A 25264-nucleotide genomic window follows, 5' to 3' on the forward strand; every position below is an offset into this window, starting at 1 on the left:
TCCCGAAAACCTCATTTAATCTTTCTCCGAACATGACCTTCGAGGCAACCATTCGCCCGGCTGATTATCAGGATGTTGGAACGCTTTACCGTTTCATTTGCGAACTGGAAGAAACCCAACTCAATGCGGTGGCGTTTCGGGCGGTATTTCAACGGAACCTTACCGACAAACGGGTGCATTATTTAGTCGCGGAAATCAACGAAGATATAGTCGGTTTCATTAGCTGCCACGTGCAATACCTGCTGCATCATACCGGCAAAGTGGGCGAAATTCAGGAGTTGTACGTGATGCCGGAATACCGCAACCAGCAGATTGGCCGCCAACTCGTGGCCGCGATGGAACAACTGGCAGAAGCCCACGGGTTTGTCAATCTCGAAGTGACGGCCAACCAGAAACGGACACACACGCACCGGTTTTACCAGCAACTAACGTTCCGGCCCTCGCATTTCAAGTTTGTGAAGGAGTTTCAGTAGGACGACCCTCCACTTACGCCCCGTTCCCCTAAAGGGAACTTAGACGCTCCAGATGCAAAAAGTCCCCTTTAGGGGATTTAGGGGCGGCAGAAGTAGATCGGCTCTCCTACTCCCGTTTCGAGAAATAGTCATTCACGTCTTTGTAGCCTTCTTTCACCGTTTTGGTGCGGGTTGAAATACGGTATTGGCTGAACAAATCGCCGTATTCGCGGGCGGCTTTCTGTCCGGCGGCATCGTTGTCGAAGTAAAAACACACCTCGAACCGTCGGAAGAGTTTCATCCATTCCCGTTTGAACATCGTCGCGCTGCCCAGACTAACGGCGGGCATGCCTTCCTGCATCAGTGTCATGCAGTCCAGCGCGCCTTCGGTGACGTACAGCGTCTGACCGGTTTTGATCAGGTCGGTAACATCCGCATTGAACAACTCGACCGGAACACCACTCAAAAACTGATACCGGGATACGGTTTCGGACGGGTTTCGGATCACCCGGCCCTGTAAATAAACGATGTGGTTCTTTCGGTAGTAGGGAATAATGATCGGATGCCGGTAAAAAATCAGGTTGCCTTTTTCGTTGAACAACCCGCATTCCTGCAAATCCGGCAAGGTGTAGGTCCTTCGCAGATACGCCTGTGCCGCCTGGTAATCATTGACGATAAACAGGCGAAACTTTCGCAAGGTGGTTTCTGAAAATCCGCGACCGACTAAATACTGCCAGGCTTCCTCCCGCACCACATTGGCGGGTTGCAACGCACAAATCCGTTGGAAATCCTCGTAAATCGTGCTGTGCAGCGGTTGGTAGACGTAGGAATTCGTATCAGACGGTAAGGCCATTCTCGTCGGTTTGGCAGAAATCGGTGTCTGTATTTTATTCAGATGGCCTTTCTTATATAGCTCCGGCTTATAATCGGGCAGGTAATTGAACGCCAGTTCGTGCATGGCCGCCGTATATTCCAGCTTGGCAACTCCGGCGTAGAAGTTAATGACGTCCCCGTGTTTGCCGCATCCGAAGCAGTGATACGAGTTGTTTTGCGGATAAATGACCAGCGACGGCGTTTTTTCGGCATGAAACGGACACACGATCTTGCGGTTTTCGTGCAGTTCATACCCCAAATCCGTTACAACGCGGACGATGTCGATGGTACGGGTTTGCGTGAGCAGATCCATTTAGTAACCGTTTGACCCTGCATGTTAACAAAAAAACCGGACATCGAAGCAGATGCTTTGATGTCCGGTTTTTTTGTTTTAGAGTAAAGAAGTAAGATGTGAGAGAAAAGACTTAACCGCTCAGGTGGTATTTGTCTTACTTCTCTTGTCTAATCTCTTTTATCTCAAAAAATCAATTCAGGAAGCTCAACCGCAGTTCAGCCAGTTGGTTGCGAATCGACGCATCGATCTGGCGGTCACCGATCCGGAGAATATACCCGCCGATCAGCTTCGGATCAATGGTTTCTTCGAGTTCGATTTGCTTTCCGGTTTCTTTGGCAACGACATCGATAAACTGCTTCCGAATTTCGTCTGTCAGCGGTATCGTCGTTGTCACCTGAATCTTCTGGATGCCTTTCAATTCATTGTACTGCCGGACGAATTCGGTAGCGATGCTATCCATAATTCCTTCCCGGTTTTTCTTCGAAATGATGTTGAAGATCGTAAACGAAAGGGGATCGACACGGCTTTCAAAGATCGCCCGCAAAACGTTTAGTTTCTTCTCATGACGCAAAATCGGGCTTTTCAGGGCCAGCATCAGGTCGCGGTTTTTACGAACCACGTCGCTGAAAAACAACATATCTTTGTACACCTCTTCGACCTTCTGCTTCTCTTTCGCGAGGTCGATCAGCGATTTAGCGTATCGGAATGCTACTGTAGACTCTGCCATCTTAGGAGTTAAGAATTAAGAGTTAAGAATTAAGAGTTAAGGCAAAGCCCGGTCAAGTTAAGAGAAAGCAAGCGTCAGCCAACTCTTCACTCTTCACTCTTCACGCTTAACTTAATTTAATCGTGCTTCGGCAACCAGACTTTTAACCAGTTCTTCCTGTGATTTCTTATCGCTCAATTCCTTTTTCAGAATTTTTTCGGCGATATCCAGCGACAATGTGATCACTTCACGCTTCACCTCGGCAACCATGGCCTGGCGTTCGGTCTGCAATTCTTCGCGGGCTTTCAGAATGATGCGGTTGCCTTCTTCCGTTGCCTTATCGCGTGACTCAGCAATAACGCGGTCGGCGGTTTCTTTGGCTCCCCGCAGAATGGCATCCCGTTCGGCGCGGGCTTCGGCCAGCAGCTTCTGGTTGTCGGCCTGCAGTTTCGCCATTTCGATCCGGGTTTTTTCGGCCATATCCAGGGCTTTCTGAATATCGTCTTCCCGCTCTTTCAGGCTTTCCGTAATCGGTGCCCAGGCAAATTTTGACAGAATGAAATAGAGCAGTCCGAAAACGACCACCATCCAGAATAACAACCCAATGTCGGGAATGAGCAGATCCATTGACGTACGAAATTAGAATATATAAATACGTTGAATTTCTTTTTTGATTGAAATCAGCCCGTCGGCTGACTAATTCATACCGACGGGCTTTTTCCAGTTTTGTGAGTCGTATGCCAACGCCTAATGCAATCAGCGACCCGGATGCGGTTTCCTGGTTAGCCCAGTGAGATCAGCAGACAGATAACGGCTGCGAACAGAGCCACGGCCTCGATCAAGGCTGCGATGATCAACATCGCGGTCTGAATCCGACCAGCAGCTTCCGGTTGGCGGGCGATCCCTTCCATCGCCGAACCACCAATACGGCCAATACCCAGACCTGCACCGATAGCGGCCAGACCTGCGCCAATGGCGGCACCCATTACTGCGAAGCTACCCGTAGCTTCCAGAAGAATAGAGAGCAACATTGCAAACATGCTCGATAAATTGATTTATGGTTAAACAAAAAAATACAAACTAAAAAAAGGTATTCGGTTTACGGTTTTCAGACCCGTCATTTCTCAGGATTTAGCCTCCATTTCGAAGGCCCGGCGTAAACCGTAAACTTTATAATATTCAATGCCCGTGATCGGCTTCGTGACTGTCTTCAATCGCGCTACCGATGTACATCGACGTGAGCAGGGTAAAAATGAACGCTTGCAGGAACGCAACCAGCAATTCGATCAGGTTCATGAAGAGCGAGAAAACGATAATCAGCGGGCTAACTCCCCAGCCCATCCCGGAACCGCCCAGGTCATTGGCAATGAAAATCAGGCCTAACAAGCTCAGAATGATGATGTGGCCCGCTGTGATGTTGGCAAACAACCGCACCATCAGGGAGAACGGTTTCATGAAAACACCCACGATTTCCACCGGAATCATGATCGGCAGCAGCGCCACCGGCACACCGGTTGGCTTGAAAAGGTGAGCCCAGTAATGCTTGTTTCCGCTCAGGTTGACAATCAGGAAGGTGATTACCGCCAGCGTCATCGTGATGGCGATGTTGCCGGTTAGGTTGGCACCACCCGGTAGCAGGCCGAGCAGGTTATTGAACAGAATAAAGAAAAACAAAGTCAGCAGGAAGGGCAGGTATTTGGCGTATTTCGGACCGATGTTCGGTTTGGCAATCTCGTCGCGAACAAACAGAATAACCGGTTCCAGAAACGACTGCAAGCCTTTGGGCGCCTTGCCCCGGTTTTTCTCGTAGCCTTTCCGAACGGAGAAAAATACAAGTAAAAGCAGAGCCGCACTCAACAGCAGAGAAGCCACGTTTTTCGTGATGGAAAAATCGTAGACTTTAATCGTCTTGTCAGCCTCGCCGTTGGCACCGGCGCGGTAAATCTTATTGTGCTCCTTTACGTAGCCGTTGTAGTTGGCTTCGTGGGCGAAATGGGAAGACGAAAACACGTCCAGACCCTTGTCCTGCGTATACAGAATGACCGGCAAAGGCAGCGTCAACCCGTGTGCAAATTCCCAACCGTGGTCGTCTTTAATGTGGTGCATGATCATGTCACCCACATTGAATTTCTTCTTTTCCCCGGTTGCGCCGTGGTCGTGATGCTCGTCGTGCTGTGCCGTAACGGCGGCCAACGTGCTCAAAAACAATACAATACTTAAAAATGCTTTACGAATTAGGAAACGAGACATATGAAGTAAATGGTATATATCACAAACCGCGTCGCAAGTTACGACTCAAAATGTAGATTTCAAAGGCTGTATAAAATATATATAGTGCAAGAAAGTCCAGGATGAACAGTTTCACGCCATCGACACCCCGCCACAAAAAGAACCCGACAAAAACAAGGCACAGAATCAGCCGGGCCACGATGGTCGCCATGTAAAATGGGATGAATTTTTCGCGATTATTCTGAAAACCAACCTCCATCAACCGGTGGATCAGAAACGAAATGCTCAGAAAAAAAATCAGCATGAACTTCCAGTAGGGATGTAACCAGCGTTCGGCTCCGTACTGTTCGGCTACAAAAAATACAATTGCAAGCAGGGCGGTGGCCCCAAGACTCGGGAGCATATCAGGGCTGTTTGGGTAAACTGCGGATAAACAGGTACAAAGACGAACCAATGGCCACCAGCGACAGCACCAGCGTCCAGATGGGTTTCTGGTTGCCCTGCCACTCGTCCAGTTTAATGCCGCCCCAAACGCCCAGACCAATCGTGGCCAGCATTTGAAAACCGATCGCGGAGTATTGAACGAACGAGCTGGTCTTGCGGGTAACCTTCCGGAACGGCTTTTCCGGCTCGTCAGAATGGGAATTATTGGGTTCCATGCGTCAGGTCTTCGGATTTGGTGTCAGTTATTTCGTATTTTTGTAGGCGTGGCACACTTTTCGATACGGATTTTGCGTCGACGTCGTTAGTCAGTAGTGTTGGTTCTGCGAAGGTAGAAAGCCTTCCGTCGGTTACCAAGTATCTCACCATTTTCCATGCAAGGCGGGTTTTTCAACCGATATTCCATTTGTCCTTCTGTAGCTGACGGGTTCCGGCTTTCTTTGCTGTGGGTTGTCCTGACGGTTGGGGTCAGTGGCTGTTCGCAATACAGCCAGAAAAAGCTTCCGGTGGCCTATCACAACCTGAACGCCCGCTACAATGCGTACCTCATCGCGCGCGACCGGCTTCGGGAAGTGGAACGCTATCAACAGAAAACCTACCAGGAAAATTACAACCAGCCGCTGCCCATTCTGTTGCCCCTCGATTCCACCAAACTGGAACCTGTGAAAGCGCAACTGGACGACGCCATCAAGAAGGCATCGCTGGTAGCCGAGCGTCACCAGAACAGCAAGTGGCTGGATAACAGCTACATTTTGTTGGGAACGGCCCGCTTGTATCGCCAGGATTACGGCAATGCGATGGAGGTGTTCAAATACGTGAATACGAAAGGCGAAAGCGAGGACGAAAAACACGAAGCGTTGATTCTGCTGATGCGGACTTACGTCGAAATCGCGGATTATGCAAATGGGTTGAATGTGGCGGAATACCTTCGCGTTCAGCCGCTTAACAAAGTTAATACGCGGGATTATTATTTAACGAAAGCGTATCTGCACCAGAAAAAACAGGAATATGCGGTGTCGGCGGCTTTGCTGGACGCCACGTTTCCGTTCCTGAAAAAGGGCGAAACCACGGCCCGTTTGCATTTGATTACCGGTCAACTCTATGATTTAACCGGCAAATCAGACAAGGCCGTTGCGCATTACCGCTCGGTGTTACGAAACCGCCCCACTTACGAGCAGTCGTTTTATGCCACGATTTATTCCATTCAGGGCGGACGAACCAGCAGCGAACGGTTTAGCCGGATGCTGAACGACCGCAAAAATACCGACCTGAAAGATAAGATTTATTACACGATGGGTTTGCTGGAAGCCCGGAACGAACGGTATCCGAAAGCCATCGAATACTGGAAAAAATCCATCAGGGAAACGACGACGAACACCCTCCAGATTCCGTATACCTACCAGGAAATGGGGAAACTGTACTTCGAAAAATTGCTGGATTTCCCCACCGCCAAGGCTTATTACGACAGTGCACTGGCGCTACTGCCCCAGCAATCGGCCGACTATAAACTGCTGGCCGGTCGGAAAGTGTTTCTCGACGAATTCGTCGCCCAGCAGCAAACCATTCTGACGGAAGACAGCCTGCAAAAACTGGCGCAGATGAACCCGGCGGCTCTGGACCGCCACCTGGACGAAGCCATCGACCGCAAGCTGAAACAGCAACAGGCTTTGCTCAAGCAGGCGCAGGAAATTGCCGCTCAGGCGTCGAACCGCCCCGCCACCTCGTCCGACATTCCGGCCGACCAGCGGTGGCTTCTGTACAACCCCATCATGATTACGCAGGGAAAGACCGAGTTTACCCAGAAATGGGGAACCCGACAGCTGGAAGACAACTGGCGCCGGAGCCAGAAAGAATCATCGGCCCAGCTAGCTACGATTGACTCGGCTCCCCAAACCGGTACGGCCCTGAATGCGACGGGGTCCGACGGTTCTGCTCCGGCTACCCTGACGGCCGAAGAACGGAAGGCGCAGAAAGAAGCGTTGTATGCCACCATCCCGTTTAGTCCGGAAGCCCTGAAACAATCGAACCAGCGGCTCGAAGACGCCTACTACCGCCTGGGGAAATTGTATAAATTTCAGTTCAATCAGCCGGACAAAGCCATTCCGACCTTCGAAACCTTATTGACCCGTTATCCGAACACTTCCGTGAAACCGGAAGTGTATTACCTGTTGATGGTTTCGAACGACCAGTTGAACCGGACTTCGGCCTGGAAAGACAAACTGCTGGCCGAATTCCCAACGTCGTCCTATGCCCGTCAGGTTGGAAAAACCGGCGCAAATGGTGCCCCCACGGCGACCGGCGAAACCGAAGCCCAGCGCGTTTACACGGAAATCTACGGACTGTATAAAGCCAATAATCTGAGTGAAGCCCTCAGCCGGGCCGAAACCGCCCTGGGTGCGTTGACCGGCAGTTTGATTGAAGATAAAATGGCCGTTTTGCGCGTCATTCTGATTGGCAAAGTGCGCGGTGTGGAGCCCTACCGTCAGGCCCTGATCGAGTTCATCCGCGATTATCCAACCAGTCCTTTACTTCCAAAAGTGCGAGAAATGCAGGTAGCCGCCGAGCAGCAGACGGCCAAGCGAAAGTGACGTTTTTGGTTAAAATGTGTACATTTGACAAAAGCGGAAGTGTATCCCAGTATCAAGTTTAATCCCTGATTCCCCTATGTTTGAGTTACAACCGGGTTTGTATCGACGCCTGATTGCAAGACTCTGGAAACTGACCCTGGCCGGCGTTGTCCTGCTTATTCTGTATATCGTTGCGGTTAGTTTCAATTTTCTGTGGTTGTTTGGCGGAATGCCCAGTCTGAAAGCGCTCGAAAACCCGCAGAGTTATCTGGCTTCGGAAATTTATACCGAAGACGGTGTTCTGCTCAGTAAATACTACCTCGAAAACCGGACGCCCATTGAGATTTCTCAGGTTTCGCCCAATGTTATTTCGGCCCTTCTGGCGACGGAAGATGCGCGGTTTGTGAAACATTCCGGAATCGATGCCCGCAGTATTTTCCGGGCGGTCAATGGTGTTTTGACGGGCCGGAGCAGTTCGGGCGGGGGCAGTACGCTGACCCAGCAAGTGGCCAAAAACCTGTTTGAAACCCGGACTGAAAAATTCCGGGGCGTGCTCGGCAGCATCCCCTACGTGCGCGTCATCATTGACAAAACCAAGGAGTGGATTCTGGCGGTGCGGCTTGAGCGCAACTATACCAAACAGGAAATCCTGATGATGTACCTCAACACGGTGTCGTTTGGGAACAACACGTTTGGAATTAAAACGGCCGCCAAGACCTATTTCAACAAAGAACCCTGGCAACTAAACGTCGAGGAAGCGGCCATGCTGGTCGGAATGCTCCAGAATCCGTCGCGGTTTAATCCCCGGTTGTATGAAGACCGTTCGCTCTTACGGCGTAATGTGGTGCTGTTTCAGATGCGGAAATACGGTTTTCTGACCGACGACCAGTTTGCACTTTACAAACAGAAACCGATCAAACTCGATTTCAACATCGAAAATCAGAATACCGGCCGGGCGGCATACTTCCGATCCGTCATCAAAAGCGATATTCAGAAGTGGCTGGATGAGTACAACGAAGCTCACCCGGACGACGAACTGGATCTGGAAACCAGCGGTTTGAAAATCCGGACCACCATCGACTCCCGCTTGCAGAAAGCCGCCGAAGAATCGGTTTACGAACACATGCGCGAACAGCAGCGGAAATTCTATGAACACTGGCGGGGCCGGAACCCCTGGACCCAGAAAATCGACGGGAAATACCGGGAAATACCGGGTTTTATCGAGCAGGTCGCTAAACGAACGCCCCGGTACATTGCCTTAAAGCGCGAATACGGTGACGACGAGAAGGCGATTTGGGCCGAAATGCGAAAACCGGTGAAGATGAAAGTGTTCGTGTATGGCGGTCGGCGGAACGAGAAAGACACCGTGATGAGTCCGTTGGATTCGATCAAATACTACAAGCGGTTTCTGAACGTCGGTTTCATGTCGATGGATCCCCGCAACGGCCACGTGAAAGCCTGGGTGGGCGGGATCAACTTCAAATATTTCAAATTCGACCACGTTAAACAGGCCAAACGCCAGCCGGGTTCGACCTTCAAGCCGTTTGTGTATCTGACAGCCATCGACAAAAACTTTCTGACGCCCTGCGACCGCGTAACTGATCAACCGGTCCGGTTTGAACCCTATGAGGACCACAATGGTCCCCGAGCCTGGGTACCAAAAAACTCAAATGGTAAATACAGTTACCATCAATTGTCGTTACGTCAGGCTTTGGGCCGTTCGATCAATTCGGTCAGTGCCCATCTGATAAAGCAGGCGAAATCTACCTCAGTCGTCGAATACGCGCATAAACTGGGTATTGAAAGTGACTTGATCGCGAACCCAACCCTGTGTCTGGGAACAAGCGACGTGTCGGTCTACGAAATGGTGGCAGCCTATTGCACGTTTGCCAATGCCGGTTACCGGGTGAAACCGCTGACGGTTCTGGATATCCGTGACAAAAATGGCAACCTGCTGAAAAGCTTTTTTGCCGAGAATAAATTGGTGATCAATGCCAATACCGCCTACCAGATGCTTTATCTGATGCGCGGTGCGGTGGAAGACGCCGATGGAACCTCACAACGGCTCCGGACTCAATATAAACTGCTGGAAGGCGGCAACGAAATTGCGGCCAAAACCGGTACGACTTCCAGCTATTCGGACGGCTGGTTCATGGGCATGACGCAGAATCTGGTGTCGGGCCTGTGGGTGGGTGGCGACGACCGCAGCATTCACTTTCGTGACATGGCACTGGGTCAGGGCGCGCGGGTGGCCATGCCAGCCTGGGGTATGTACATGCAGAAGGTCTACGCCGATCCCACGTTGCGACGTTCGTATCCCAAGGTGCCGTTCCGAAAACCCGACGGTTTCAACCTGTCGCTGGATTGTGGCGGGTATTCCATCGACTCCAGCCAGCGGTACATTGCGCCCAAAGTCGTCGAGTCGGAAGAGGAAGAAATTTTGAATTAATATGTGAGACAAAAGAGGTGAGATAAAAGACAAGAGGCTACTCAATCCACTACTGCTTTAGTCTCTTGTCTCACCTCTAGCCTCTTTTATCTACTCATGAAAATCCTGCTGGCTCCTGATAAATTCAAAGGTTCACTGACCGCCCGGCAGGTGTGTGACGCCATGACAGAAGGCATTCGGCTCGTTCATCCCGGTGCTGAAATTGTGGCGTTGCCGATGGCCGACGGCGGAGAAGGAACCGCCGAAGTCCTGACGATGGCCACCGGAGGGCAATGGATCACGGTTCCGGCCCTCGATCCGCTCGACCGACCCATTCAGGCTTCCTACGGTATTTCCTCCGACCACCAAACGGCTTTCATCGAAATGTCCCAGGCTTCGGGCCTGCGATTGCTCCATCGAAATGAACTGAATCCGCTCAAAGCAAGCACGTTCGGCACGGGCCAGCTCATTCTGGATGCCATCAGCCGGGGTGTTACACACCTGGTGCTGGGCATTGGTGGCAGTGCTACCAACGACGCCGGCATCGGTATGGCAGCCGCTTTGGGGTGGCAGTTTCTGGATGCGCAGGGTGAACCCGTTGCTCCCTGCGGTGGGAATCTGGAGCGCATTGCCCAACTCGTCCCGCCGGTTTTACCTTTGAATCTTTCCGTAGAAGTCGCCTGTGATGTGACCAATCCGCTTTTTGGCCCTACCGGAGCAGCTTATGTATACGGCCCCCAAAAAGGCGCTTTGGCTGACGATGTGGAGAAACTGGATCAGGGATTGCGTCATCTGGCGCATCGGATTCAGGCGCAATATGGCGTCGATTTAGCCGACATCCCGGGAGCAGGGGCTGCGGGCGGACTGGGTGCCGGGGCGCTGTTTTTTCTGAAGGCTACGCTGAAAGAGGGCGTTAAAGTAGTCATGGAGCAAACCCGCTTCGCGGAAAATCTGCCGGGTACGGACCTGGTACTGACCGGTGAAGGCAAGATCGACAACCAGACTTTGCAGGGAAAACTGATCAACGGCATTGCGCTGGAAGCCAAAAAGTTTGCCGTGCCGACCGTTGCCCTCTGCGGAACGCTGGAAGCCAAACCGCAGGAGTTGATGGCCCTCGGTTTAACAGCGGCCTTCTCCGTTTTGACCCATCCCCAGACGCTCGACGAAGCGTTATCCGGTGCTTACGAAGCCGTCCGGCAGACAACTTTTAATGTTCTTCGTTTGTTAAATAGGAGCACGGATTGAACGGATCAGACAGATTAAAACTGATTCTGTCCGTGAAAATCCGTTTAATCCGTTACATCCGCGTTCCCATCCCAAAAAATGGCCGAATTCGATTATAAACCAGAACTGGCGAAGGTTCCGCATGAACCGGGCGTATACCGGTATTTTGACGCATCAGGAGAAGTCATTTATGTTGGCAAAGCCAAGGATCTGAAAAACCGGGTCAGCAGCTATTTTGCCAAATCGAACCAACACGACCGGAAGACCCTCAGACTGGTCAGCCAGATTCGCAAGATCGAATTCACCATTGTCCATACGGAATTTGACGCGCTGCTGCTGGAAAACCAGTTGATCAAGCGGTTTCAGCCCCGCTACAACATTCTGCTGCGCGATGACAAAACGTATCCGTTTATCTGCGTGACCAACGAGCGTTTCCCGCGTGTGATTACCACCCGTCGCATCGACCGGAAGATGGGGACGTTTTATGGCCCTTACGCCCAGCTCAGGCCCATGTATACCCTGCTGGAGATGTTCAGCCAGTTGTTTACGCTCCGGACGTGTAACCTCAATCTGACACCGGAAAACATCGAAGCCAAAAAATTCAAGGTGTGTCTGGAATACCACATCGGGAATTGCAAAGGCCCCTGCGAAGGACTCGTCAGCGAGGCCGACTACCTCAAAGACCTCGACCAAATCCATTCCATTTTGAAGGGAAATGTGGCACCGGCCCAGCAGTATTTCAAAGAACGCATGTTGGAATCGGCCAATCAGCTGGCGTTTGAACAAGCCCAGCAATTCAAGGAAAAGCTGAATGTTCTGCAAAATTTCCAGAGCAAATCGACGGTGGTCAACCCCAAGATTTCGGATGCGGATGTGTATACGATTGCCTCGGATGAGTCGGCGGCTTACATCAATTTCATGAAGGTGGTCAACGGAACCATCACGCAGACGAATACAGTGGAGATCAAAAAGAAGCTTGACGAATCGGACATAGACCTGCTGACGATGCTAATCATCGAATTTCGCACACAATACGGCAGCGAGGCTAAGGAGATTATCACCAACATTCCGCTGGAAGCCGATCTGAAAGCCGAAATTACGGTGCCGCAGATTGGGGACAAGAAGAAGCTGCTCGATATGTCGATGAAAAACGTGCTGTATTTCCGACGCGAACGGGCCGAGCGGGCAGCCGCCGAAGCTACCGGCAACGCCAGCAAAAAAGACCGCGTGTTGATTCGGCTGAAGCAGGATTTGCAGCTCAAAACCTTACCCAACCGCATCGAATGTTTCGATAATTCCAACATTCAGGGCACCAACCCGGTTTCGGCAATGGTGTGTTTCATTGATGGAAAACCGTCCCCCAAGAACTACCGCCATTTTTCGATCAAAACCGTTGTTGGACCCAATGATTTTGCATCGATGCACGAGGTCGTTTCCCGCCGGTACATCCGCGTGCTGGACGAGCAAAGCGGTCTGCCCGATCTGATTGTGATCGACGGTGGTAAAGGCCAGTTGAGTGCGGCCTGTGAAGCCCTGAAGGAGTTGAATCTGTATGGTCAGGTGCCGATCATTGGCATTGCCAAACGATTGGAAGAGATTTACTTTCCGGAAGACAGCCTCCCGCTGTATATCGATAAGAAGTCTGAGTCGTTGAAGCTGATCCAGCGCATCCGCGACGAAGCGCACCGGTTTGCCATCACCTACCACCGCGACAAACGCAGTCGAAACAGTTTGATCAGTGAACTGGAAAACATCGAAGGCATTGGCAAAAAAACGGCGGCTAAACTCCTGAAGTATTTTAAAGGTGTGAAAAAGATTCGGGAAGCGCCAATCGACGACATCGTGACGGTCGTTGGAGCCGATAAAGCGCAGAAAGTCAAGCAATACTTCGAGACGATCGATCAGGTGTGATCGATCCGGAGCCTGGAGAGTAAAGACAAGAGAATAAAAAAGGAACGCTAACTTTTATACATAACAAAAAAGGGAGCTGAAGCTCCCTTTTTTGTTATGACTGGATTGGGATTAATATTCCCACAAACCGTGTTCCTGTTCCATCAACTGTTGTTCGAGTTGATACGATTTCATCAGGCCTTCCCGTTCGCTACCGTACTGACCGATCAGATCACGATCTTTCGGGTTCGACACCTTGTAAATTCGTCCGTAAAATAACCGCAGGTCGAAAGCATCGGCCAGGTTTTTGTGCTGGGCCTGATTCTGGGAGTTATACCAGATAAACTTCTTCGGATCGCTACGGAACAGTTTGTCGAGGTCCTTGTATTTAAAATAGGCCACCTGCGTTTCCAGACCCGACGGGCTTTTGTCGGCCGGAATCACGATACCAACGGTTTGAATATCATAATACAGGCGAGAACGTTTGCGATCGAATACCCAATCTTCTTTGATATCCAGAACGCTATATTCGTCGTTTAGGCGCTCAATGCCCGTGAATGGATTCGCTTTCGCCATGGCGCTCGAATCGACTTTCGGCACTTCCGGAACGACCGGTGCTGCTTTAACGGGCTTTTTGCCTTTGGTATTTTTAGCGGTTGTTTTCTTTTTGGGAGCGGGGGTTCCCCAGCCGTCATCTACCGGTTTAGCCTTCGCGGTTTGCGGAGCGGGGGTTCCCCAACCATCATCGGCGGGCTTTTTGGCTGCGCCCTTTTTATCTTTGGAAGCATCGCCCCAGCCATCGTTTGTCTTGTCTTCGTTGCCAAAACCGGCGGCTCTTTCTTCTGCCGTCAGGGTAGCGCCCTGTTCGGGTGCGGCCAGTTTTTCGGCAAATTTTTCAACCGGCATCGGCGTATTGACCGAGTCATTGGGATAGGCAACCAGAACGCCCGCTTTCACGGCATCAATCAGGTATTTGGTAATCTGATTGTTCTTGGAAAACATGGCCTGATTCTGCTTTTCGTTCAGATCGACCCGACGCCATAATGTTTTTTTCATCATGACATCATTCTCATTGATCTCCCGAACCGACAGCGGATTGGTTTTCGTATTGTCTCTTTCCTGCGCCTGTGCCGCCCCTCCTGCCATTACTGCCAATACAGCAGCTACTGCTACGCTTCCCGCCTGTTTCATGACCTTGTGCTTTTTGCGTTTATTCTCCACAATAACGAACTGATTGTCAGCTATCGTACTGACTAATTCAAATTAATTGTATAAATCTTCTGAACGACGGGAACATCACTGATCTCTCCCCGGAAGTTTCGCCGTTCGACCCCTTCCACTTCAATAACATACCGCATGCCTGGCTGGGCATCAGCCGCCAAGGCTCCTACCGAACCCCCGTTTGGCCCTAACGAAACCGGAGCCCCAATGGGACGACCGCCCTGCGCCAAACGAACGGTAAAGCCTTTTACCCGGAAATTGGCATCATCCGGCATAAAGTTTTTAAAGCTTTCATCCGGAATGGCCCGAACCTGGATGCTCCGCACGCTGGATATAGGCATTCCCCGACGCTCGTCAATTTCGGCTCCTCCGGCGTATACCCGCAACGTGGGACGAGGCACCCGATTTACCTTGAACTGGTTGGTTCCTAACAGGCTCCCTCCGTTGTTGACGTTCAGGCTCACCTGTGCCGCATTGGGAATAACCGTAATTTTACCGCGTTCTCCGCTGGTTATCACCGCTGCGCCATTGGCTGTAAACGACGGATTCCATAAGGCACCCAGTTGCGGGCTCTGAATGCTCAGTTTATTAGCGCACCCCAAATACAACGGAGGCATGGAGGCCGTTTCAATCTCGTAAGACGGTTTGGCTACAAAATACTCTTGATTGAAGTTAACGGTTTTCATCCCATCCGGGGCCTGATAACTGATGGAGCCCGTTAAATTCCGTTTCGCTAACCCGTTTTTATCATAGGTTCCGCCCTGCGCTGTAAATTCAATTTTACCAACCCCATCTTCTACCCGAACCGCACCGCCATTCAGGCTCATACGGGGTGAAATTCCACTCGACGAAGCCGCCAGAAACATTTCACCTTTGAACTTGGTACCGGCCACAACCACTTTGGATTCCATGCTCACCCGTGCCAGAATCTTGTCAAACTTGATGTCCTGCGCTCCCACTTTGCTCGCCAGGTAGTCCAGGATTTCTCCTTCCATTCGGCGGATGTCCGATTGACGCTGACTCAAAACAGCCAAAGCTGCCGGAACCGGCGTTTGTTCAAAATTCAGTTCGGCAAAATCCTTGTTGCGTTGTTCTTTGGAACGACTGGCGATTGGATCGTCTTTGGCATCAGCCGCTAATGGCGTAAATTTGGCGTTGGGATTGTATTTCTGAAGTTGCTGGGTGAACTGGTTCAGTTTTTCTTTCAGTTCATAGGCTTTACCGTTTTTACGGCCACCCACCATAATAATCCCAACCTTGTCTTCTTCGTTCGGGTTTTTCAGCCGACCTTCTTCATCGAGTCCACCACCCGCTTCCGTGATCAACTGTTGCTTCACTGTTTCCAGCTCATTCACAATGCCAGCCGTCATGGTGCGAACTTCTTCGGCCTGCTTCACCACAGCCACATCCGCGGCCCGGTTTCCTGACTTGTCAACGGTGGCCTTAATATTGTCTAACGTGGACTGGTTGATGCGGTTTGCAGAACCCGTTGACGTTTCCAGACTGCTATTTAGTAAGATAAATTTCTCCAGCAAAGCCGAACTGACCTGTAAGGCCAGCATTGCGGTCAATACCAGATACATCATCCCGATCATTTTCTGACGGGGTGTTTCTTTTGCGCCTGCCATTAGTTTATGGTAGAGTAACTTGTAATGTAGAATTAAATACCGGTCGTTTAAAGTCTTTGAGTTGGCATTCAACGTTACAATTGTAAACCGCTAAATGCCAACTCCTTTTCCTTTAACGATTATTTGGCGCCATTTCCGCGCATGGCCGTCAACATACTGCCGTATACGTTGTTGAGAGACGACAGATTGTTGGTTAATTTTGACATTTCGCTTTTGAACTGCTGCGTGTCACGGCTGGCTTCCGACATATTTTCCATCGCACTGGTCAAATTGCCATAAAACGCATTCATGGCTTTCAGGTGCTTGTTGGTGTCCTGTAATTCCAGTTCATACACGGCATTCAGAGCACCCATGCTCTGGGTGATTTTCTGGAACTGGGTACGGTATTCTTTGGCATCCTGCGTTGCATCAGCCATTGCATTCATCGAGGTGACCGCTACGCCGTACGATTTGTTCATTTCGTTGATGGACGAAGCCGCCTGCCGAACATTCTGGGTGTATTCGTTGGTGGCAATCGTGGCATCCGAAACGTCACGCATTTTGCCAACGGTATCGGTAAAGCTGCGCAGGCCCGTGCCCAGTTTTTCAAAAATCTCCGGCGACACTTTTGCATCAGCCAGCATTTTATCCATATTGGCGGTCAAGCCATTGCTTTGCAAAGCCGGGCGACGCTGGGGCAATTCGCCATCGTAATCATCAGCCAGTTCCGGATAGACCCGCGCCCAATCCGGTTCTTTCTGGGTATTTTGAGCGAATGTTTGAAATGCAAACAAGACGAAGATCGCTACTTCGGTCAGCAGACCAATGGTCAAGATGGTGCCTCCACCCTCCCAGTGCTGAATTTTACCCAGTGCGCCGAGAATAACGACGGCAGCACCCAGACTATACAATGTCGGAAGGATTTTGTCAAAGAAAACACTCGAACCGTTACCGTTCTTTTTAGCCATGATTAAAGCAAAAATTAAATGGGTATTATGTGTTGTGTATAGGTATTAAATAGGGGTTGAGTCTATTCCATTCCGGAAACGAACCGGATTAACGACGGGCACCTTTGGAAGCGGTTCTTCCTTGCAGGTTATCCATTACGCAGCGGAAACCGATGAATGACCGCTTATTGCTTTCGAGTTCGTAATACCGCGTCCCCGTTTCCAGATAGTAAGCGATATCCTTCCAGGAACCACCCCGCACTACTTTCCGGGGTTCGTCGGCATTCTGGTTGTCCGGGTTCATATCCCAAACAATGGCGGATGCATTTTCAGCATAGGCGTCGCGGGTCCACTCGGCCACATTACCGGCCATGTTGTAGAGCCCGTAGTCGTTCGGATTGTAGGCATTGGCCGGAGCCGTGTACGGATACCCGTCGGCGTCGAAATTCCCGCGTTGCGGTTTGAAGTTGGCCAGGTAGCAGCCTTTTCCGTTGGCTACGTACGGCCCACCCCAGGGATATTTAGCGGAGTTGTGACCGCCACGGGCCGCCCATTCCCATTCCGCTTCGGAAGGCAGGCGATACCGGGGAGAAACAAACTGGCCTTCTTTCGTGCGGTAATCGTTGTACAGGTTCGTACGCCAGGTGCAGAAATACTGGGCTGCCTGCCAGCTTACCCCAACCACCGGATAGGTATCGAATGCCGGGTGTGAAAAATAGTACTCCAGCATGGGGTCCCCGTTATGATACGTAAAGTCATTCTTCCAAACGGTCGTATCCGGGTAGAATTTCGTCATAATTTCTTCTTCGCCCAGCACTGAAACCGAGTCGGTCAGTAAGGCATTGACAAACTGACGGTATTCATGGTTGGTAATTTCCGTATCATCCATATAGAATGAACTGATCGTTACCCGCCGGTTCATGTTCGTCTGGGTTGCTGCTAAATCTTCATCGGCCTGTCCCATCATAAACGAACCCGACGGAACCAGCACCATACCATAGGGAGTGGTTTGTTTCCAGCCTTTTCGTCCATTGGCAGTGACTTCTCCATTGACAATGCCGACATCTTCGCCCTTGCCTTTTCCACCACCAAATTTGGATTTGATAAACCCGCAACCCTGCATCAGCAGAATCGTTGCCACCACCATCACCCCTCGGGCTGCGTTGCCGGTAAACCACTTGTTACTCATAGTTGTAGGGTACGTTAAAATCTGTTTCGCGTGCAAACCAGTCTTAGAACGAAAATAAAGCATTTTATTGTATACGTACATTTGAATTGATTAAATGCATCTATTATTCAAAAAAAGTACAAACTAACCTGCGATCAGTTCTATCACGTAGCCTACTAATTTTCTCAAAATTATCACTTTGGCTTTTAACAGCCTAACAATAATTACGCCAATCGTAGAAATGGCAACGGAGTAAAGAAACGAGGTCAGTTTGTGTAGTTGTTCTTTCAATAGCGGAATCGGGGCGTTCTGATGATCGGTTTACGGCCTGAGCGGGGTTCGGGGAGTGAATAAGACAATAAGATTTCGTGCGACGTTGGGCTTTTCGCATCGCGGTTGCTCACCACAAAATCGAACGCATACCCGAAGCGCAGGGCATTATTCCGGAGTAAACTAAGGCCGGCCGTTGCGGTGAACGCATCGCCCTGGCGGTAGCCGAAACCGACCCAGTGCCGCTTGTCGTACATGCCCAGTACACTCACCTCCACCGACGAATACGTCGCGTTGGTGTTGAATTTGTAAATGGCAGAGGGCATGATGTCGATCAGTTCATTCCACGCATACCGGTATCCCGCCGTCAGGTAGGCGGTTCGGTAAAGGGGGTTGAGTCCCGTATCGTTGCCTGATTTAAAATCAGGCTGGGTCAGGTGTTTCATACTGGCGCCAATATAATAGGTATCGGCATTGTAATAAACCCCTGCGCCCAGATCCGGCTGCGTCTGGTTGACACGTCCGTTCTGAATCAGCGGATCGCCGGGATCGTTGGGCCGAAACCGGTCATAATTGATCGACCGGTTGTGAATACCACCCTCTGCCCCAAAGGAGAGCGTTCCTTTTTTCAGGGGCACCCGAAAAGCATACGCGACCTGAACCTTCTGAAATCCCTGCGGACCAAATGTTTCGTTCACCGCATTCAAACCGATCCCTCCCCGAATTTTGTTCAGGGGCATATTAAACGAAAACAACTGGGTGCTGGGGGCTCCACCTTCGTCAAAGGTTCCCTGATAACCCAGGTACTGCGTCCGGTGTACCAACTGAAACCGGGTTACCCCCTCCGAACCGACTGCGGCTGGATTGTAGTAGACCGGATTGAACATATACAAGCTAAACTGCGGATCCTGATCCTGAGCCTGAACGCCCAAAGCCGTCATGAAACTGGCCAAACCAAGCAGGACAACGTAAAACTTACGATTCATATACTATCAGAACAATCACCAGACTAATTTCTAAATCTGCCGAACGAATCAACCGCCCGTTCAGTCGCCAGACCTGCTTAAGCGCATGTTACCTATTAAACGGAGATTTTCCAAAAATATTGGTATAAAAAAAGAGACCTTATTAAACTGCAATTGCGCGGCCTGAATGACGTACCGGATTCAAAAAAAATCACGGTCTAAGCTCATTCGGACAGCGCAATCGCTTCGCAGAATCGTTGCCATCTAGTGGCTGTTGGCCTTCTTCATATACAGTTCCAGCGCACCCGCCATCGACGGCGCATTGGGCAGGGGGGCTTCAATGTCCAGAATAAAACCGGCCTCGGTAACGGCCCGCGCCGTGGTGGGACCAAAAGCCGCCATCCGGATGCCGTTTTGCGTAAACCCGGGGAAATTATGCAGCAGCGAGTTGACGCCGGACGGGCTGAAAAACGCAATGATATCGAACGAATGGATGTCCAGATCCGAGAGGTCGGCCGGCACGGTTTCGTACATCACGGCTTCGGCCAGGTGCAAACCGCTGGTGTCCATGAAATCCGGAATATCGTTGCCCCGGATGTTGGAACACGGAAACAGGAACTTCTCACTCTTGTGTTTCCGGATCAGGTCGAACAGGTCGGCCGCCGTTTTATTGCCGGTAAAAATCTTCCGTTTCCGGATCACGATGTATTTCTGGAGGTAATTGGCGGTTTGCTCCGTCACGCAGAAATACTTCATGTCGGCCGGCATTTCCAGTTTCGCTTCCTGACAGATTCGGAAGAAGTGATCGACGGCGTTACGGCTCGTAAAAATGATGGCCGTATGGTCGAGGATGTTGATTTTCTGCTTGCGAAAGTCTTTGTAGGAAACGCCCTGAATCTGAATAAACGGACGAAAATCAATCTGCAGGTTGTATTTCCCTGCGATTTCAAAATAGGGCGAATTGCTGTCGGCAGGTCGGGCTTGGGTAACTAAAATACTGGCTACTTTGGTCAGCCTTTCCTGGTCGTACTTAGCAGAAATCTCACTCATCGAATACCTCGCGTTTTGTGTTTAAAGCTTGCCCACTGGCTACAGTGCGAACCGTACCCCAATGGTTAGCGGGATCAATTCAACGATGCAAAGGTACGAAAATAAATACAGATTTTTGATAACCGCTTTGTTTGCAATGACAACATATAACAGGGCCAGCCGGATGACGTAGAAGCCGACAAACGGAACAATCAGCCAGAGGCTGGGCCAGGTGGTGGTGGCGGCAGTGTTGGCGGCAATGGTGGCTACGCAAATGGTGCCACCGGTAAAAAAAATCAGGGAAGACTGCATGACCTTGAAGAAGTGCAAATTTACTACCTCTTCCAGCCGGTACAGCCCCCCAATGATCACGATAAAAAGATATTTTGCCAGCAACAGAAAAAAGGCCAGAAAGCTCAATTCAACAAACGTAAGCGTTAGATCCAGCAAGCCCTGCCCCCGCAGCAGCAAGGCCCTCGACAGAAAGAGATCGATGTTTTTGCTCTGAATAATCAGGTATAAATACGCCGTGATGAACCCCAAATTCATCAAAAAAAGAAGATTCGTTCGGCTCAGCGGCCGGTTGACCAGAAATAATTCATCCCGAACCGTTACCGACAACAAATCAGCCAGATTGAAGAACCGGAGGAAAGCGCGGTGGTGAAAATTGAATAAATACGCATTGACGGCCACAATGAACAGCAGACAGAGCGTGAAAAAATTGGTGTACATCGACAGCCGGCGGGGCAGAATACTGAGCCGCGTATCGGTTACCACCACGTCTTTCTGGGTGGCCGATTTTTGGTGGCCGATAAACACCAGCTTGTCCTCAACACCGGGGCTCCCGTGGAGCGTCAGAAACAGTTCCGGTTTGCGGTAGGCGCGGTATAAACTGTCCAGGTTCAACACCAGCCAGTCATTGGCCACCAGCTTGTATTTGAGAGCCGCGTCGATGAAGAGATAACCGTCCTGCCGGGTCGAAATCAGCAGACTGTACCGGCGGTTGCTTTCAATATCCAGGAAAAAACTAACGGAAGAAACCAGAGCGTGCTGTTCGTCGATGAAAGGCACGTAGGATTTGTAAGACTGGTCATAGACCAACCAGTCGTTGCGGAAGTCGTGGACGGGAAAAAATTGTTGATTCGGCCCAACGCCCTGTGCCATACTTCCCAGCGCCCACAGAGCCAGGGCCAGGGTGGACAAAATAAAACGAATCCGCACGAGTCAGGAATTATTAAGTTAAGAGTTAAGAATTAAAAGTTAAAAGTTGGCTGGCGCATTATGCCTGAATCTACTTATAACTTTTAACTCTTAACTCTTAACTCTTAACTTGTTAATTCTTCCCGATGGCTTTCAGCATCGTTTCACCAATCAGGGCTGGTGATTCGACGACGTGAATACCGCATTCGGACATAATACGCATTTTGGCGGCTGCCGTGTCGTCCGCACCACCGATGATGGCGCCCGCGTGGCCCATCCGGCGGCCTTTCGGGGCGGTTTGTCCGGCAATGAACCCAACGACCGGTTTGCGGTTTCCGTCGGCTTTGATCCAGCGTGCCGCTTCGGCTTCCATGCCTCCGCCAATTTCGCCGATCATTACGATGCCTTCGGTTTCGGGGTCGTTCATCAGCAGTTCAACGGCTTCTTTGGTCGTTGTTCCGATAATGGGATCACCGCCAATTCCGATGGCCGTAGTCTGGCCAAGTCCCACTTTCGAAAGCTGATCAACGGCTTCATAGGTCAGGGTACCGGATTTGGAAACAATGCCGATGGTTCCTTTTTTGAAGATAAAACCGGGCATGATGCCCACTTTACACTCCTCGGCGGTCATCACACCGGGGCAGTTCGGCCCGATCAGCCGGACGTCTTTCCCGGTCAGATAGTCCTTGGCTACCATCATATCTTTCGTCGGAATTCCTTCCGTAATGCAGATAATCACCTTGATACCGGCGTCAGCGGCTTCCATAATGGCGTCAGCGGCAAAAGCCGGTGGTACAAAAATAATCGAGACATCGGCTCCGCCCTTTTCAACAGCTTCCTTCACGGTGTTGAATACAGGTCGGTCGAGATGGGTCTGTCCGCCTTTGCCCGGAGTGACTCCGCCAATGACGTTGGTACCATACTCGATCATCTGTTGAGCATGAAATGAACCTTCAGAGCCCGTAAAGCCCTGGACGATAACCTTGGAATTTTTGTTAACTAATACGCTCATGATGAATGAAAAGCTGTGCTATGCGTGTGAAGGTATAAGCCCTTGGAACCGGCGCAAAAGTAGAGGGAAATGGCTAAAGAAAAAAGTGAAGAGTGAAGAGTTAAGAATTAAGAGTTAAAACGCGTCAGCCAACTCTTCACTCATAACTCCCTTTTGCCTTTTTCCCCGAAAAATTGTTATTTCCAGCATGAACCTTTCAAACATGGTGTCAGATGCCGTCCTGGCGTTCACGGGTATCTGGGTCTTCTGGCGGTATTTTATGGCATTGAGCTGGTATAACCGGGTACTCTGGGGACTCTTTCTGATTACCATTTCCATGACAGCCCTGATCGGCGTTCTGGTGTTTGCGGGCATTCAGGGCGTGGTGCCGTTACACCGCTCGCTGGAAACACTCGCGGCCAGTCTGGGGGTCGTTTGCGTCATCGTTGGGGTGTGGGGCCTGATTCTCAAGCAGAAAATTACGCGATCCGGTTTCGTCATTACCGTCACGCTCGGCATGGTTTTATTTCTGCTGCTGTTGCTGAGTCCCACCATCCGGGCCTTCGAGCCGGTAATCCCGTCGATGGGCATGGTAATCGTGCTGCTGATTGCTTTTCTGGGCGTCGTTCGTCGGGATCCCCGCGCCACCTGGGTGGTGCTGGCCGTGATGATTCTGGCCCTGGCAACCCGCGTGGGTCAATCAAAAAATCTGCCCATTCATCCCATCGATTTTTACCACTATACGCTTTCATTATCACTGCTTTGCTTCGGAAAATCGGTTCAAAAGACGGACGCGGGAAACCAGTCGGGAGGAAAGTAATTTTGGACAGCGGGGTTCCAAATCCTACGGCGGACCATTTTTTTTGGCTAACTTGCCGACATGGATAACTTCGTTGTCTCGGCCCGGAAATACCGTCCGGCTACCTTCGATACCGTCGTCGGACAGGCACATATTACGACTACACTCAAGAACGCGATTTTAACCAATCACCTGGCGCAGGCATTTCTGTTTTGCGGACCACGGGGGGTTGGAAAAACGACCTGCGCCCGGATTCTGGCCAAAACCATCAACTGCCAGAACCTCGGAAAAAGCGAAGCCGTCGAACCGTGTGACCACTGCGACTCGTGTGTGAGTTTCAATCAGAACGCTTCCTTCAACATCCATGAACTCGATGCGGCTTCCAACAACTCGGTGGAAGATATCCGGAACCTGATCGACCAGGTACGCTATCCGCCCCAGTCGGGTCAGTATAAAATTTACATCATCGATGAGGTTCACATGCTGTCTCAGGCTGCGTTCAACGCGTTCCTGAAAACACTGGAAGAGCCTCCCTCCTACGCCATTTTCATTCTGGCGACCACCGAAAAGCACAAAATCCTGCCCACGATTCTGTCGCGCTGTCAGCTCTTCGACTTCAACAGGATTCAGCCACGCGACATCGCTGACCATCTGGCCAGCATTGCGCAGAAAGAAGGCATTCAGACCGAATACGAAGCCCTGGAACTCATCGCCCAGAAAGCCGACGGCGGTTTGCGGGATGCGCTTTCGATGTTCGACCTGAACGTGACCTTCTCGGAAGACCGGATTCTGCGCTACAAAGAAGTGCTGGAAAACCTCCACATCCTCGACTACGACTACTATTTCCGGCTAACGGACCTGCTGCTGGCGGGTAATTTGCCGCAGAGCATGTTGTTGTTCGACGAAATTCTGCGGAAAGGGTTCGATGGTCATCAATTCATTGTCGGACTAAGCGAGCATTTTCGGAACCTGCTGGTTTGCAAGGATGTAGCGACCATTCAGTTGTTACAGGTGACGGAAAGCATTCAGCAAAAGTATTTGCAACAGGCCACCGAAGCACCCCTGAGTTTTCTGCTCTCGGCCCTGAGCGTCGGTGCGCAGTGCGACCTGAATTACAAGTCGGCCAAAAACCAGCGGCTGCACGTAGAAGTTTGCCTAATGAAACTGGCGAACCTGCCGAATGTGCTGGACATCCATGCCGTTCCGGTTTTAAGTAGCCATTCGGAACCCCGCAACCCGGAGCAGGCTGAAAAAAAAAAGGACAGCTCAGCCGACCGTGACGCCTTAGCCACAAACCGGGAACCCGTCGCCCTGCCCTCGCACACCAGCGAACCTACGAACGGCTATCACCCCCAGCCGAATGGCAACGGAACCGCCAAACCGCTCCCGGAACGCAGTCCGGTGATCGCTGAAATTCCAAAACCGGTGGGCAGTAAGCTTCGAACCACCTCCAATCTGGTCTCCGTCGAACGGCCGGTGGCCACGATGGCTGATGCCGTCGCGACGGCTTTGGCCGAGGCTCCCGAAATGATCAAAGTGGATAAACCGTTCACTTTTGAGGAGTTACAAACTGTCTGGCAAACGTACGCCCGAATGCGAGATCAGCAGGACGGTTCGCGAACGGAGCAGGTGATGCTGAACCGCGAGTTTCGCCTGGAAGGCACCATGATCCACATTGCGCTCGATAACTCCCTGCAAGCCAACCTTTTGAACGACCTACGACAGGATTTACTCACCTATCTTCGGCGGGAATTGCAGAACAGCCAGATTCAACTGACCGATACCATTGCGCTCCAGGAAACCCGAAAAATGATTTATACGCCCCAGGACAAATTCAATTACCTGGCCGAAAAAAACCCGGCCCTGCTGGAGTTGAAACGGACGCTGGGCCTGGATGTTGATTATTGAGTGAAGAATTAAGAGTTATGAGTGAAGACGGGGCCGCCCATGCGGTTGGCTGGC

General features: G+C 50.9%; 22 protein-coding genes. 7 read left to right on the forward strand and 15 right to left on the reverse strand.

Features of this window, described 5'->3' with window-relative positions:
• Nucleotides 1-32: 32 nt before the first annotated feature.
• A complete protein-coding gene (locus F0P93_RS09785) occupies nucleotides 33-473 on the forward strand; it encodes a GNAT family N-acetyltransferase (protein WP_150876183.1) in 441 nt (146 codons plus the stop codon).
• A gap of 106 nt (nucleotides 474-579) precedes the next feature.
• Here F0P93_RS09785 and F0P93_RS09790 read toward each other — a convergent pair whose 3' ends face one another.
• The 7 genes from F0P93_RS09790 to F0P93_RS09820 all read right to left on the reverse strand — a co-directional run bounded on the left by F0P93_RS09790 (nucleotide 580) and on the right by F0P93_RS09820 (nucleotide 5214).
• Nucleotides 580-1638 carry a CHC2 zinc finger domain-containing protein gene (locus tag F0P93_RS09790; protein WP_150876184.1) on the reverse strand — a complete coding sequence of 353 codons (1059 nt, stop codon included), beginning with the start codon at nucleotides 1636-1638 and terminating at the stop codon, nucleotides 580-582.
• Nucleotides 1639-1810: 172 nt separating this feature from the next.
• Entirely contained in the window at nucleotides 1811-2347 is a 537-nt protein-coding gene (atpH, locus tag F0P93_RS09795) for an ATP synthase F1 subunit delta (RefSeq protein WP_150876185.1), read from the reverse strand.
• Nucleotides 2348-2458: 111 nt separating this feature from the next.
• Entirely contained in the window at nucleotides 2459-2953 is a 495-nt protein-coding gene (atpF, locus tag F0P93_RS09800; protein WP_138989759.1) for a F0F1 ATP synthase subunit B, read from the reverse strand.
• A 155-nt stretch (nucleotides 2954-3108) separates the two neighbouring features.
• The gene (gene atpE / locus F0P93_RS09805; protein WP_114404108.1) at nucleotides 3109-3366 is read right to left on the reverse strand and encodes an ATP synthase F0 subunit C; all 258 of its coding nucleotides are present in this window, start codon (nucleotides 3364-3366) and stop codon (nucleotides 3109-3111) included.
• Nucleotides 3367-3505: 139 nt separating this feature from the next.
• Nucleotides 3506-4576, reverse strand: coding sequence for a F0F1 ATP synthase subunit A (gene atpB, locus F0P93_RS09810; RefSeq protein WP_114404109.1), 1071 nt, complete (start codon nucleotides 4574-4576; stop codon nucleotides 3506-3508).
• Between the two features lie 19 nt (nucleotides 4577-4595).
• Nucleotides 4596-4958 (reverse strand): hypothetical protein, encoded by a 363-nt coding sequence (locus F0P93_RS09815; protein ID WP_114404110.1) that lies wholly within the window; start codon nucleotides 4956-4958, stop codon nucleotides 4596-4598.
• A 1-nt stretch (nucleotide 4959) separates the two neighbouring features.
• Entirely contained in the window at nucleotides 4960-5214 is a 255-nt protein-coding gene (locus F0P93_RS09820; protein WP_150876186.1) for an AtpZ/AtpI family protein, read from the reverse strand.
• Nucleotides 5215-5436: 222 nt separating this feature from the next.
• Between F0P93_RS09820 and porW the strand changes: the two genes are divergently transcribed.
• From porW to uvrC, 4 genes are all read left to right on the forward strand, one after another.
• On the forward strand, nucleotides 5437-7584 hold the full coding sequence (gene porW, locus F0P93_RS09825; RefSeq protein ID WP_310587997.1) for a type IX secretion system periplasmic lipoprotein PorW/SprE: 2148 nt from the start codon (nucleotides 5437-5439) through the stop codon (nucleotides 7582-7584).
• A gap of 76 nt (nucleotides 7585-7660) precedes the next feature.
• Nucleotides 7661-10012, forward strand: a complete 2352-nt coding sequence (locus tag F0P93_RS09830) for a penicillin-binding protein 1A (RefSeq protein WP_150876188.1) — start codon at nucleotides 7661-7663, stop codon at nucleotides 10010-10012.
• A 96-nt stretch (nucleotides 10013-10108) separates the two neighbouring features.
• Entirely contained in the window at nucleotides 10109-11236 is a 1128-nt protein-coding gene (locus tag F0P93_RS09835) for a glycerate kinase (protein WP_150876189.1), read from the forward strand.
• A gap of 78 nt (nucleotides 11237-11314) precedes the next feature.
• Nucleotides 11315-13126, forward strand: coding sequence for an excinuclease ABC subunit UvrC (gene uvrC, locus F0P93_RS09840; RefSeq protein WP_150876190.1), 1812 nt, complete (start codon nucleotides 11315-11317; stop codon nucleotides 13124-13126).
• A gap of 111 nt (nucleotides 13127-13237) precedes the next feature.
• Here the strand turns inward: uvrC and porN are convergent, their stop codons facing one another.
• From porN to sucD, 8 genes are all read right to left on the reverse strand, one after another.
• Nucleotides 13238-14296 (reverse strand): type IX secretion system ring subunit PorN/GldN, encoded by a 1059-nt coding sequence (gene porN, locus F0P93_RS09845; RefSeq protein ID WP_150876191.1) that lies wholly within the window; start codon nucleotides 14294-14296, stop codon nucleotides 13238-13240.
• Nucleotides 14297-14358: 62 nt separating this feature from the next.
• A complete protein-coding gene (gene porM / locus F0P93_RS09850; protein ID WP_150876192.1) occupies nucleotides 14359-15954 on the reverse strand; it encodes a type IX secretion system motor protein PorM/GldM in 1596 nt (531 codons plus the stop codon).
• A 119-nt stretch (nucleotides 15955-16073) separates the two neighbouring features.
• The gene (gene porL / locus F0P93_RS09855) at nucleotides 16074-16901 is read right to left on the reverse strand and encodes a type IX secretion system motor protein PorL/GldL (protein WP_150876193.1); all 828 of its coding nucleotides are present in this window, start codon (nucleotides 16899-16901) and stop codon (nucleotides 16074-16076) included.
• Nucleotides 16902-16989: 88 nt separating this feature from the next.
• Nucleotides 16990-18069, reverse strand: a complete 1080-nt coding sequence (gene porK, locus F0P93_RS09860) for a T9SS ring complex lipoprotein PorK/GldK (RefSeq protein WP_150876194.1) — start codon at nucleotides 18067-18069, stop codon at nucleotides 16990-16992.
• 266 nt (nucleotides 18070-18335) lie between these two features.
• Complete coding sequence (locus tag F0P93_RS09865; protein ID WP_225309430.1) at nucleotides 18336-19304, reverse strand: PorP/SprF family type IX secretion system membrane protein; 969 nt, start codon at nucleotides 19302-19304, stop codon at nucleotides 18336-18338.
• 243 nt (nucleotides 19305-19547) lie between these two features.
• Nucleotides 19548-20333: a uroporphyrinogen-III synthase gene (locus tag F0P93_RS09870; RefSeq protein ID WP_150876195.1), complete on the reverse strand. Its 786-nt coding sequence runs from the start codon at nucleotides 20331-20333 to the stop codon at nucleotides 19548-19550.
• A 39-nt stretch (nucleotides 20334-20372) separates the two neighbouring features.
• Nucleotides 20373-21533 carry a DUF4271 domain-containing protein gene (locus F0P93_RS09875; RefSeq protein ID WP_225309431.1) on the reverse strand — a complete coding sequence of 387 codons (1161 nt, stop codon included), beginning with the start codon at nucleotides 21531-21533 and terminating at the stop codon, nucleotides 20373-20375.
• Between the two features lie 112 nt (nucleotides 21534-21645).
• On the reverse strand, nucleotides 21646-22524 hold the full coding sequence (gene sucD / locus F0P93_RS09880; RefSeq protein WP_114404122.1) for a succinate--CoA ligase subunit alpha: 879 nt from the start codon (nucleotides 22522-22524) through the stop codon (nucleotides 21646-21648).
• Nucleotides 22525-22711: 187 nt separating this feature from the next.
• Here sucD and F0P93_RS09885 point away from each other — a divergent pair, with 187 nt between their 5' ends.
• The gene (locus F0P93_RS09885) at nucleotides 22712-23323 is read left to right on the forward strand and encodes a DUF6962 family protein (RefSeq protein ID WP_150876196.1); all 612 of its coding nucleotides are present in this window, start codon (nucleotides 22712-22714) and stop codon (nucleotides 23321-23323) included.
• Nucleotides 23324-23383: 60 nt separating this feature from the next.
• The gene (locus F0P93_RS09890) at nucleotides 23384-25210 is read left to right on the forward strand and encodes a DNA polymerase III subunit gamma/tau (RefSeq protein WP_150876197.1); all 1827 of its coding nucleotides are present in this window, start codon (nucleotides 23384-23386) and stop codon (nucleotides 25208-25210) included.
• Nucleotides 25211-25264: the final 54 nt, after the last annotated feature.

Source organism: Larkinella humicola (assembly GCF_008727875.1).
Taxonomy (GTDB): Bacteria; Bacteroidota; Bacteroidia; order Cytophagales; family Spirosomataceae; genus Larkinella; species Larkinella humicola.

Coding starts and splice junctions, on each gene's coding strand:
- F0P93_RS09785 (WP_150876183.1), top strand. CDS start 33: ATGACCTTCGAGGCAACCATTCGCCCGGCTGATTATCAGGATGTTGGA.
- F0P93_RS09790 (WP_150876184.1), bottom strand. CDS start 1,638: ATGGATCTGCTCACGCAAACCCGTACCATCGACATCGTCCGCGTTGTA.
- atpH (WP_150876185.1), bottom strand. CDS start 2,347: ATGGCAGAGTCTACAGTAGCATTCCGATACGCTAAATCGCTGATCGAC.
- atpF (WP_138989759.1), bottom strand. CDS start 2,953: ATGGATCTGCTCATTCCCGACATTGGGTTGTTATTCTGGATGGTGGTC.
- atpE (WP_114404108.1), bottom strand. CDS start 3,366: ATGTTTGCAATGTTGCTCTCTATTCTTCTGGAAGCTACGGGTAGCTTC.
- atpB (WP_114404109.1), bottom strand. CDS start 4,576: ATGTCTCGTTTCCTAATTCGTAAAGCATTTTTAAGTATTGTATTGTTT.
- F0P93_RS09815 (WP_114404110.1), bottom strand. CDS start 4,958: ATGCTCCCGAGTCTTGGGGCCACCGCCCTGCTTGCAATTGTATTTTTT.
- F0P93_RS09820 (WP_150876186.1), bottom strand. CDS start 5,214: ATGGAACCCAATAATTCCCATTCTGACGAGCCGGAAAAGCCGTTCCGG.
- F0P93_RS09830 (WP_150876188.1), top strand. CDS start 7,661: ATGTTTGAGTTACAACCGGGTTTGTATCGACGCCTGATTGCAAGACTC.
- F0P93_RS09835 (WP_150876189.1), top strand. CDS start 10,109: ATGAAAATCCTGCTGGCTCCTGATAAATTCAAAGGTTCACTGACCGCC.
- uvrC (WP_150876190.1), top strand. CDS start 11,315: ATGGCCGAATTCGATTATAAACCAGAACTGGCGAAGGTTCCGCATGAA.
- porN (WP_150876191.1), bottom strand. CDS start 14,296: ATGAAACAGGCGGGAAGCGTAGCAGTAGCTGCTGTATTGGCAGTAATG.
- porM (WP_150876192.1), bottom strand. CDS start 15,954: ATGGCAGGCGCAAAAGAAACACCCCGTCAGAAAATGATCGGGATGATG.
- porL (WP_150876193.1), bottom strand. CDS start 16,901: ATGGCTAAAAAGAACGGTAACGGTTCGAGTGTTTTCTTTGACAAAATC.
- porK (WP_150876194.1), bottom strand. CDS start 18,069: ATGAGTAACAAGTGGTTTACCGGCAACGCAGCCCGAGGGGTGATGGTG.
- F0P93_RS09865 (WP_225309430.1), bottom strand. CDS start 19,304: ATGAATCGTAAGTTTTACGTTGTCCTGCTTGGTTTGGCCAGTTTCATG.
- F0P93_RS09870 (WP_150876195.1), bottom strand. CDS start 20,333: ATGAGTGAGATTTCTGCTAAGTACGACCAGGAAAGGCTGACCAAAGTA.
- sucD (WP_114404122.1), bottom strand. CDS start 22,524: ATGAGCGTATTAGTTAACAAAAATTCCAAGGTTATCGTCCAGGGCTTT.
- F0P93_RS09885 (WP_150876196.1), top strand. CDS start 22,712: ATGAACCTTTCAAACATGGTGTCAGATGCCGTCCTGGCGTTCACGGGT.
- F0P93_RS09890 (WP_150876197.1), top strand. CDS start 23,384: ATGGATAACTTCGTTGTCTCGGCCCGGAAATACCGTCCGGCTACCTTC.